The organism is Empedobacter sp. R132-2 (assembly GCF_030324375.1).
Classification (GTDB): Bacteria; Bacteroidota; Bacteroidia; order Flavobacteriales; family Weeksellaceae; genus Empedobacter; species Empedobacter falsenii_B.
In genome coordinates this window covers 1-9,218 of sequence record NZ_JACAGG010000054.1, presented here as the reverse complement: position 1 = coordinate 9,218, position 9,218 = coordinate 1, and the positions used below count along the sequence as shown (strand labels likewise).

The window sequence follows — 9,218 nt, the reverse complement described above, 5'->3', positions numbered from 1 at the left end:
CAAATACGAATATATGTACTGTTTAAAATAAAATTTTATTGGTCTAATCCTGTATCATTTTTTCAGGACGTTACAATTAAATGATATTCTGGATACAATTCCTTTAATATTTCTTCGGAATGCTTAGGTAAATAATAGCACGAAACATATAAAATTAAAAATAATAGGGGTAACAATATAGCTGCACCTAAATTCAAATAAAAGAAATTAACATTTAAATGAAGAATTAACTGAATACCTAAATTAAATATTCCCGAAGCAGCTGAAATAGATATAAAATTTTTATAAATCGTTTCTACCAAAACTAATTTTATACCCAACTTTTTTGTTTTACGTTTATATTCCCTATTCAATCGAATAAGTTGAAAAATACTAAAACCATAAAAAAGTATTACTACAACAGCAAAAGTAATTTTTTCATCAATCAAAGTAAAAAGCATATAAACAAGAGCAAAAAGTTAAATCAATCCAATGTATTCTTTCTTTTTTAGATGATCTAAAATTGCTCTATTAATCAGTTTTTTATATTTCTTCTGAAGTTCTAATTTCCTGTTGTCAACAATATCTGAAAATCCAAATACACCAAATTTTTTAAACTCAATTTTTAAAGCATCTTCAAAAGAAATTGTTTCATCAAAATTCCATTGCTCTTCAATTCCACAAGCCAAATGATCAACTAACTCAATCTGTAAATCATAATATTCTACATAATGATTCTTAGTAAATTGAAATAATTTTTCAATTTCAATCTCATTTAATTTTCTCATAGATTAGACAATTTAGGATTAATTAAATTCTGTATTTGATCTATTGTTTCATTCAGTGACGCTAATCGATTGACAGTTTCTTTTTGTCCAATTTCGGTTAATTTGTAATACTTACGGATTCTTCCATTTATTTTTACTGCTTCAACTTCAATTACATTTTGGGTTTCGAGCTTATGTAAAATAGGATACAGAGCACCTTCTTTGATTTCAAATTGATTGTTAGAAAGGATTTTTATTTTACTTATAATCTCGTAACCATACATTTTACCATTATCTTGTAATAATTTTAAGATAATTGGTTGTAAGGTTCCTTTATAAAATTGAACATCTATCATATACCTAATTTACTTATGCATAGTAAAAATAATATTTTTTTTAAATTATTCTCCTCTTTCAGTAAAAAATCTGTAAAATAATATGTTAATTAAAATATAGGATTGTTCGAAGCTTCCTGTTACAATTCTATTCCTTTGTTTTGTTGTCTTTGTATACAAAATGTTTTAATAATCGCAACATAACATAAAGCACAATCAATACAATTCTATATTTGTATAATTTTTCTAATCCTTCGATTGGAAAGAAATTAACCGAAAGAATTAAAAATAACAAAATTGCAAGAATACAATAACTTAAAGGATTGTTTAATTTACTCATTTAGATCATTTTCAATATTAGTTGATTTTTTAGATTACTTGTTACAAAATATGGTAAACAAAAATCCGTTCAAGTAGAACGGATTAAATTTTATTTTAAATATTTTGGTGCTTCATTATTCTTCATCATTTTATTTAAGCTACGTCCAATTCCTTTTGTGATTGTTGAAAGATTTTTAAAATTAATCACCGAAATTTCATCATTAACTTGATGATAATGATTTTGATTTTCCATATTGACCGATGAAAGTGCGTGAGAAACCACCTTATGATTGACAAAGTTTACATTATCTGAACGGAAAAACAATTGCTGTTGTAAATAAGGATCGTGCTCTACGTTAAACGTTTTGCAAGAATTTTTATTCATAATCTCCATCAAATCCGAACGATCACTTCCTGTCATATACACTTTACCTTCGCCAAAAGCAGAAACAGTTCCAATCATTTCTAAATTCAACATCACTTTCATTTGCTGTAAATATTTTTGGAAATCCGGATTTTCAACCAACATTTTAGAACCAATTAATCCAATTTCTTCAGCATCAAAAGCCATAAACATCATGGTTTGCTTCACTTTCTTATTTTTAAAATAATCAGACAACGCCATTACAGCCGATGTTCCACTTGCATTGTCATCAGCTCCATTGAAAATTTTATCTTCGCTTTTATCACTTGTTCCAACATGATCAAAATGTGCACCTACAGCATAAATATCAGTCGATTTACCTTCTTTGATTCCGCAAACATTTTGTCCTGTTTTCCCATTGTATTCAAATTCGATTAAATACGAATCACCAACACATGGTTTTAGATTATTTTCTTTGAACTTTTTTGCAATCAATTCAGCAGCCAAACGATTTTCTGTTGTTCCAAATTTTCGACCTTTCATAGCATCAGAAGCTAATTCTTCGACATATTTCTTTTGATTTTCTTTTGAATATTGCGCGTTTGCTTGATTGAAAGCAAGTAATCCAATTGCAAGTAAAGTATATTTTTTCATTTTTATATGTGTGATTAATTTGACGGAAGATACGAAAAATTAACTTTTCTTCTCAAACATCAATTCTTTTACTTTTTCTTTGTCTTCTTTTTCATTCTTTAGGTCGAACATTGTTCCGAAAATACGATCCCAAAACGTATTGGAAACGCCAAAACCTAATTCTTCGTCTTTATAATGATGCAAATGATGATTACGCCAAAGTGGTTTCATAAACTTGAAAGGTGGTGCAATAGCATGAATCAAATAATGCATAGATGCATACAATAAATAGCCAATCATAAAACCAGGAAAGAAAGCAAAGGCATATTTCCCTAAAATTAAATATTGAATCAAGAAAATGATTGATGCCAAAAGAATACTTGGAACTGGAGGCATAAACAAACGTTGTTTATCGCGTGGATAATGATGATGATTTCCGTGAAAAATGTAAACAATTCGTTTTAGACTTGGTTGTTCGGCTGTCCAATGAAAAAGATAACGATGCGCAAAATATTCGAACAAGGTCCAAAATAGCATCGCACCAAAAAAAATTGAAATAACTGTTATTGTAGATAAGTCGTAGCTATAAATACCATAATAAATACAATAGGAAAGTAGAGGAATGTACATTCCCCAAATAACTGCGGGATGACCTTTTGTCAACATTTCGAGGTATTTGTTTTCAAAGATTTGCGCTTGACCTTTATTATGTATTTTCTCAAATTTCATGGTTACAAAATTTAATTTACTTAAAAATAAGGTTTTAACATATTTTAAACAAACAATCTCTAAAAATTAATTGTTAAAAAAAATCCGAAAATCAAAGTTTGATTTTCGGATTATATGATAAATAAGAAAATTCTTATCTGTTTTCAATTTCAACGTAATCACGTAATGGTGCTCCTGTGTATAATTGACGAGGGCGACCAATTGGTTGATTTGTTTCGCGCATTTCCATCCACTGTGCAATCCATCCTGGTAGACGTCCAACAGCAAACATAACTGTAAACATTTCAGTTGGGATATCTAACGCTTTGTAGATAATTCCTGAATAGAAATCTACGTTTGGATATAAGTTTCTTGATTTGAAATACTCGTCTTCTAAAGCAGCTTGCTCTAATTTTTTCGCAATATCTAAAATAGGATCATTGATTCCTAATTTCTCTAAAACGTTATCCGCAGATACTTTGATGATTTTCGCACGAGGGTCAAAGTTTTTATAAACACGGTGTCCAAATCCCATTAAACGGAATGGATCGTTTTTATCTTTTGCTTTAGCTAAGTATTTTTCAACATCTCCACCATCATTTTTGATTGCTTCTAACATTTCTAATACTGCTTGGTTAGCACCTCCGTGTAACGGTCCCCATAATGCAGAAATACCTCCAGAGATAGAAGCAAATAAACCTGCATGAGAAGAACCTACTAAACGTACACTTGATGTAGAACAGTTTTGCTCGTGATCTGCGTGTAAGATTAATAATTTGTCAATTGCATCAATAATAACTGGATCTAAGTCTAATTCTTGACCTGGTTTTTTGAATAATAATTGATAAAAGTTTTCTACATAAGATAATTTGTCGTTAGAGTAGTTAACTGGTAATCCTTTAATTTTTCTTTGTGTCCAAGACGCTAATACTGGGAATTTACCTAATAAAGTAACTGCCGCTTTGTACATATCATCTGGAGAAGTAACATCAACAACTTTTGGGTTGAATGCTGATAAAGCAGCTGTTAAAGATGTTAATACTCCCATTGGGTGAGCAGAACTTGGGAATGCATCTAAGATTTTGATTAAATCTTCTGACACATAGTTATACTCATTAATATCAGCGATAAATTTATCTAATTCAGCTTGTGTAGGTAATTCTCCTTTGATTAACAAATACATTACTTCTACGAAAGAAGATTTCTCTGCTAATTGTTCAATAGGATATCCACGGTACATCAACTTACCTTCTTCACCATCTAAAAAAGTAATTTTAGATTCGCATGCCCCTGTATTTTTGTAACCTGGATCCATTGTGATTAATCCAGTAGCACTTCTTAACTTGGAAATATCAATAGATTTTTCATCCATTGTACCAGTTGTAACAGGTAGCTCCAACTCATTTCCGTTGTAATTTAATATTACCTTATCTGACATTTTATAGTTTATATTATTTATTGCGTAATTTACACTTTTTTTATTAATTTGAGACTGATAAATATCAGTCTCAAATTATTTTATCGCTTAACTTTAAAAGCCTTAAGCCCTGGAAAAATTGCAGTTTCTCCAAGAATCTCTTCAATACGTAATAGTTGGTTGTATTTCGCCATACGATCAGAGCGAGAAGCAGAACCAGTTTTGATTTGTCCTGTGTTCAAAGCAACAGCTAAATCTGCAATTGTAGCATCTTCTGTTTCTCCAGAACGATGAGACATAACTGCTGTATAACGTGCATTTTGTGCCATTTGTACTGCTTTGATCGTTTCTGTTAACGTACCAATTTGATTGAATTTTACTAAGATAGAATTTGCTGTTTCAGCATCAATTGCTTTTTCTAATTTAGTTACATTCGTTACCAGTAAATCATCTCCAACAATCTGAACACGTTTACCGATTTTATCTGTTAAGATTTTCCAACCTTCCCAATCGTTTTCATCCATACCATCTTCAATCGAAATAATTGGATATTTCTCTGTCAATTCTGCTAAATAAGCTGCTTGCTCTGCAGAAGTACGGATAGCTCCTTTCTCTCCTTCGAATTTTGTATAGTCATATTTTCCATCGTGATAGAATTCTGATGATGCACAATCTAGTGCAATCATAATTTCTTCACCTGCTTTGTAACCTGCTTTTTCTATTGCAGAAATTACAGTATCTAAAGCATCTTCTGTACCATCAAAAGTTGGTGCAAATCCACCTTCGTCACCTACTGCTGTAGATAAACCACGGTCGTGTAAAATTTTCTTTAATGCATGAAAAACTTCTGTTCCTTTGCGTAAAGCGTCAGAAAAAGATGCTGCCTGAACTGGCATAATCATGAATTCTTGGAACGCAATAGGCGCATCAGAGTGAGAACCTCCATTTACGATATTCATCATTGGAACTGGTAATGTGTTTGCATTAACTCCACCGATGTATCTAAACAATGGTAAACCTAATTCTTCTGCTGCAGCTTTTGCAACCGCCAAAGAAACACCCAAAATTGCATTAGCACCCAATTTAGCTTTGTTTTCAGTTCCATCTAAATCAATCATTACTTGATCGATTAAATTTTGTTCGAAAACAGAAAAACCAATTAATTCTGGAGCAATCACTTCATTTACATTCTCGATAGCTTTCAAAACTCCTTTACCTAAGTACAAGTCTCCACCATCACGTAATTCTACTGCTTCATACTCTCCTGTAGATGCTCCTGATGGAACAGCTGCACGACCTAAAACACCTGATTCTGTATACACGTCTACTTCTACAGTTGGGTTACCACGAGAATCTAAAATTTGTCTTGCATGGATATGCGAAATAATGCTCATTATTAATATTTTTTAATTGATAAAATTTTGATTTACCAAAAATAATGGATTTGAGTAATCTTTACAACGAAATTATCTTTTTTTAAAAATAATTTAATTCAAAAACAATTCGAAAAATTTATGCATGCATAATAAAGAAGTATAATTTAGATGCCTGCAAAGATTATTATTTTTTGAGTGAATTAAAAAAACTTTCGATAAAAAATTTAATTCGTTATTGTAAGCGTTCCATTTGCATTTACATAAACTTGGTAAGTTCTTGGTGCTCTGTTCGCTACTTTTGTAGGTTGTCCTGTCAATAAAATCCATTCAGAATTATCTGCATCACATACAATACTGATGTCATTCTTTACATACAAAGTAGTTTCTGCACCAGGACAAATATGCGGCGCATTACGATCGTAAGCTTTAAAACCAGAAGCTGTACGTACAACAATCAAACCTCTAGAACCTGCTGTTGCTCCTTCAACATATACCCATCCTCCTGGATTATTTAGATTAGAATATAATGGTAAATTGATATTGATTGATACATTCACAATTGTATTTGGCACACAACTTACTGTACCGTCATCTGAATTGCAACCTTGAAATAAGCTGGCAAAAACACAAACCAAAATAACCTTATTTAGAATCGTTTTAATAAATTGTTTCATTTTTAATTTGCTGTATTTTTTTTATTATCTTTGTAGTACAATAACTAAATAGTCCTGCGCATAGTATTACATATGTGTAGGATTATTTATTTTATAAGATCTATTTAATAAAAAATTAATTAAACATTGTTGTTATGGCAAATATACAATATGTAACGAAAGAAGGATTAGAAAAGTTGCGTGAAGAGCTTCATCAGTTAGAAACTTTTGAGCGTCCAAAAATTTCGCAACAAATTGCTGATGCGCGTGATAAAGGAGATTTATCTGAAAATGCAGAATATGATGCTGCAAAAGAGGCTCAAGGAATGTTAGAGATGCAAATTGCTAAATTGAAAGAAGTTGTAGCATATGCACGCGTAATTGATGAATCTAAATTAGACCATTCTAAAGTATCAATATTATCAAAAGTTAAAATAAAAAATACAGCGAACGGACAAGAATTAGTGTACACTTTGGTACCTGAATCTGAAGCTGATTTAGCTAAAATGCGTATCTCTGTGAATACTCCAATCGCAAAAGGATTGTTAGGAAAATCACTTGGAGAAGTTGCAGAAATTACATTACCTAACGGAATGACTTTAAATTTTGAAATTTTAGAAATATCTTTGGACTAAGATTTCAAAAATTAAAAAACATATGGCAAGCATTTTCACTAAAATTATAAACGGAGAAATACCATCATACAAAATTGCCGAAAACGATAAGTACATCGCTATTTTGGACGCTTTTCCTTTGGTAGAAGGTCATGTATTGGTTATCCCGAAAAAAGAAGTCGATAAAATCTTCGATTTAGACAAAGAAACCTATTTAGGTTTAATGGACTTTTCTTACGAAATTGCACAAGCTATAGAAAAAGCAATACCTTGTTTACGCGTTGGCGTAGCTGTTGTTGGTTTAGAGGTACCACATGTACATGTGCATTTGGTTCCTCTAAATACAATGCAAGATATCAATTTCTCAAATCCAAAACTTCAATTATCTGCCGAGAAAATGATCGAAATTGCAGATAATATCAAATCATATTTATAATCGATGAACAAATACATTAAATTAGTAATCGCCGCTGTATTAATCGCTTTAGCAATCTTTTTGTTTACCATTCGCGAATACGGTTGGGGATTTGTTTCGTTATTAGTCGCTGTATTTCCAATTTTATTCTATTTCAGAAACGAAAACATCTTGTTAGCTTTCTGGTTTTTACGTAAAGAGGATATGGCAAAAGCGAAAAAATGGTTACAAAAGATCAAAAATCCATCATCAGAATTAATTCCTAAGCAAATGGGATATTACCACTACATGATGGGAATCACTGAAGCGCAGGACAATGTTGCGGTTTCAGAAAAATATATGAAAGAAGCCTTAAACTACGGTTTATCGTTTGATCATGACAGAGCAATGGCTAATTTATCTTTGGCTGGAGCTGCAATGTCAAAAGGTAAAAAGAAAGAAGCGGAAGGTTACATTAAAGAAGCGAAGAAAAACGATTCGAAAGGAATGTTTACAGATCAAATCAAAATGATGAACGATCAAATGAAACGTTTCAACGTAAGTAATTCGCAATTACAAAACCCACATATGCGTCACAAAGGACGTAAATTCTAAATGGATATATCAAAATTTACAGAAGAATCATCATCAAACACCAACAAGTGGAAACTGATTGAAGAATTCTTTCAACAAAATTTCACAGACGGTGAAAGACCAGATTTAGATACGATTCTTTTTTTGATCGGTGTTCAAGAGTTAGGACAAGGAAAAAAACGATTCAAAAAAGATGATAAACTCAATTTATTACACATTGCAGTTTGTCGCGTGTTAGAACCTTTTGGTTTTTATCGTTTCGATGGGTTAGATCCTGATGGTTGGCCACATTTTGAGTTGTTGGAAGATTTACCTCCTCTCAAAACAAATGAACAAACCTTGTTGATGAAATACGCCGTTATACAGTATTTTGATGATCAAAAAATAATAAACTTCGAGTCTTAAGATTCGAAGTTTTCTTTTTTATACAAATCAACGACCACTTTATCCGCATCTAACGTAAATTTCTCCGCATTTAACTCTTCTTTGGATAACCATAACAATTCGTTGATATCCGCATCCAAAACTTTCAATTTATCCAATGCTTTCTCTGTAATTGTCGCTTTATAATAAATCAATAAAACCTGTTCTGTCGGATCAAAAGCATTCAGCACAAAAAAATCTTGTGTATAAAAATGTTCATGAACTTCTACTTTCAAATTCAATTCCTCTTTTATCTCTCTCCTTATACAATCTTTCGTTCCTTCACCAAACTCCAATCCACCGCCAGGAAACTTATAAATTAACTCTCCCTGAAACGGCTCGTGAATCACCAATACCTTTCCCTTGTGTTCCAATAACGCATATACACGCACATTAAATGGTTTCATATCCTATTTACTTTAAAACCTAAATATATAAAAATTCTTCATTTAAATGCGTATTATTATAGCGTTCCCTTCGGTCGGGTATCCGTTGCAATCTTTTGTAGAAGAAGATTAGAAGTGATTACAGAAAATCCAACTCCTACAAAAGGATTTACACTACTATCCCTAACGCGGGTTTTAAGTTCTGAGTTTTGAGTAATAAGTTATAAGACATAAGATTTAAGACTGACAATAAA

General features: G+C 31.5%; 13 protein-coding genes. 4 read left to right on the top strand and 9 right to left on the bottom strand.

All coding sequences use genetic code 11. The features are described 5' to 3' along the window. Window positions 1-458: 458 nt before the first annotated feature. The 8 genes from HXZ69_RS14670 to HXZ69_RS14635 all read right to left on the bottom strand — a co-directional run bounded on the left by HXZ69_RS14670 (window position 459) and on the right by HXZ69_RS14635 (window position 6,574). Window positions 459-767 (bottom strand): hypothetical protein, encoded by a 309-nt coding sequence (locus HXZ69_RS14670; RefSeq protein WP_286496401.1) that lies wholly within the window; start codon window positions 765-767, stop codon window positions 459-461. Continuing rightward, window positions 764-1,102, bottom strand: coding sequence for a PadR family transcriptional regulator (locus HXZ69_RS14665; RefSeq protein ID WP_171623954.1), 339 nt, complete (start codon window positions 1,100-1,102; stop codon window positions 764-766). Before HXZ69_RS14665 ends, HXZ69_RS14670 begins: the two co-directional genes overlap by 4 nt. Before the next feature lie 127 nt (window positions 1,103-1,229). Next, window positions 1,230-1,421: a hypothetical protein gene (locus tag HXZ69_RS14660; RefSeq protein WP_286496399.1), complete on the bottom strand. Its 192-nt coding sequence runs from the start codon at window positions 1,419-1,421 to the stop codon at window positions 1,230-1,232. Between the two features lie 90 nt (window positions 1,422-1,511). After that, window positions 1,512-2,420, bottom strand: a complete 909-nt coding sequence (locus tag HXZ69_RS14655; RefSeq protein ID WP_188319679.1) for a M28 family metallopeptidase — start codon at window positions 2,418-2,420, stop codon at window positions 1,512-1,514. A 39-nt stretch (window positions 2,421-2,459) separates the two neighbouring features. After that, window positions 2,460-3,128 (bottom strand): sterol desaturase family protein, encoded by a 669-nt coding sequence (locus HXZ69_RS14650; protein WP_286496397.1) that lies wholly within the window; start codon window positions 3,126-3,128, stop codon window positions 2,460-2,462. A 133-nt stretch (window positions 3,129-3,261) separates the two neighbouring features. After that, entirely contained in the window at window positions 3,262-4,545 is a 1,284-nt protein-coding gene (locus HXZ69_RS14645) for a citrate synthase (RefSeq protein ID WP_286496396.1), read from the bottom strand. Between the two features lie 80 nt (window positions 4,546-4,625). After that, window positions 4,626-5,918, bottom strand: coding sequence for a phosphopyruvate hydratase (gene eno, locus HXZ69_RS14640; RefSeq protein WP_286496395.1), 1,293 nt, complete (start codon window positions 5,916-5,918; stop codon window positions 4,626-4,628). Window positions 5,919-6,124: 206 nt separating this feature from the next. Continuing rightward, window positions 6,125-6,574 carry a hypothetical protein gene (locus HXZ69_RS14635; RefSeq protein ID WP_286496394.1) on the bottom strand — a complete coding sequence of 150 codons (450 nt, stop codon included), beginning with the start codon at window positions 6,572-6,574 and terminating at the stop codon, window positions 6,125-6,127. A 134-nt stretch (window positions 6,575-6,708) separates the two neighbouring features. On the opposite strand from HXZ69_RS14635, the gene greA reads away from it, so the two are divergent. From greA to HXZ69_RS14615, 4 genes are read left to right on the top strand one after another with little or no spacing between them, the layout of a single operon-like run. Next, complete coding sequence (greA, locus tag HXZ69_RS14630) at window positions 6,709-7,188, top strand: transcription elongation factor GreA (protein ID WP_019976987.1); 480 nt, start codon at window positions 6,709-6,711, stop codon at window positions 7,186-7,188. Window positions 7,189-7,210: 22 nt separating this feature from the next. Continuing rightward, window positions 7,211-7,603, top strand: a complete 393-nt coding sequence (locus HXZ69_RS14625; RefSeq protein WP_114999218.1) for an HIT family protein — start codon at window positions 7,211-7,213, stop codon at window positions 7,601-7,603. Window positions 7,604-7,606: 3 nt separating this feature from the next. After that, the gene (locus HXZ69_RS14620) at window positions 7,607-8,176 is read left to right on the top strand and encodes a tetratricopeptide repeat protein (protein ID WP_038333778.1); all 570 of its coding nucleotides are present in this window, start codon (window positions 7,607-7,609) and stop codon (window positions 8,174-8,176) included. After that, complete coding sequence (locus tag HXZ69_RS14615) at window positions 8,177-8,560, top strand: hypothetical protein (RefSeq protein WP_052217679.1); 384 nt, start codon at window positions 8,177-8,179, stop codon at window positions 8,558-8,560. On the opposite strand, the gene HXZ69_RS14610 is transcribed toward HXZ69_RS14615, so the two are convergent. Continuing rightward, complete coding sequence (locus tag HXZ69_RS14610) at window positions 8,557-8,985, bottom strand: NUDIX hydrolase (protein WP_286496393.1); 429 nt, start codon at window positions 8,983-8,985, stop codon at window positions 8,557-8,559. The two genes, HXZ69_RS14615 and HXZ69_RS14610, sit on opposite strands and share 4 nt — an antisense overlap. Window positions 8,986-9,218: the final 233 nt, after the last annotated feature.

Bases quoted from the DNA above. Each gene is read 5' to 3' on its own strand.
- HXZ69_RS14670 (WP_286496401.1), bottom strand. From the start codon at position 767: ATGAGAAAATTAAATGAGATTGAAATTGAAAAATTATTTCAATTTACT.
- HXZ69_RS14665 (WP_171623954.1), bottom strand. From the start codon at position 1,102: ATGATAGATGTTCAATTTTATAAAGGAACCTTACAACCAATTATCTTA.
- HXZ69_RS14660 (WP_286496399.1), bottom strand. From the start codon at position 1,421: ATGAGTAAATTAAACAATCCTTTAAGTTATTGTATTCTTGCAATTTTG.
- HXZ69_RS14655 (WP_188319679.1), bottom strand. From the start codon at position 2,420: ATGAAAAAATATACTTTACTTGCAATTGGATTACTTGCTTTCAATCAA.
- HXZ69_RS14650 (WP_286496397.1), bottom strand. From the start codon at position 3,128: ATGAAATTTGAGAAAATACATAATAAAGGTCAAGCGCAAATCTTTGAA.
- HXZ69_RS14645 (WP_286496396.1), bottom strand. From the start codon at position 4,545: ATGTCAGATAAGGTAATATTAAATTACAACGGAAATGAGTTGGAGCTA.
- eno (WP_286496395.1), bottom strand. From the start codon at position 5,918: ATGAGCATTATTTCGCATATCCATGCAAGACAAATTTTAGATTCTCGT.
- HXZ69_RS14635 (WP_286496394.1), bottom strand. From the start codon at position 6,574: ATGAAACAATTTATTAAAACGATTCTAAATAAGGTTATTTTGGTTTGT.
- greA (WP_019976987.1), top strand. From the start codon at position 6,709: ATGGCAAATATACAATATGTAACGAAAGAAGGATTAGAAAAGTTGCGT.
- HXZ69_RS14625 (WP_114999218.1), top strand. From the start codon at position 7,211: ATGGCAAGCATTTTCACTAAAATTATAAACGGAGAAATACCATCATAC.
- HXZ69_RS14620 (WP_038333778.1), top strand. From the start codon at position 7,607: ATGAACAAATACATTAAATTAGTAATCGCCGCTGTATTAATCGCTTTA.
- HXZ69_RS14615 (WP_052217679.1), top strand. From the start codon at position 8,177: ATGGATATATCAAAATTTACAGAAGAATCATCATCAAACACCAACAAG.
- HXZ69_RS14610 (WP_286496393.1), bottom strand. From the start codon at position 8,985: ATGAAACCATTTAATGTGCGTGTATATGCGTTATTGGAACACAAGGGA.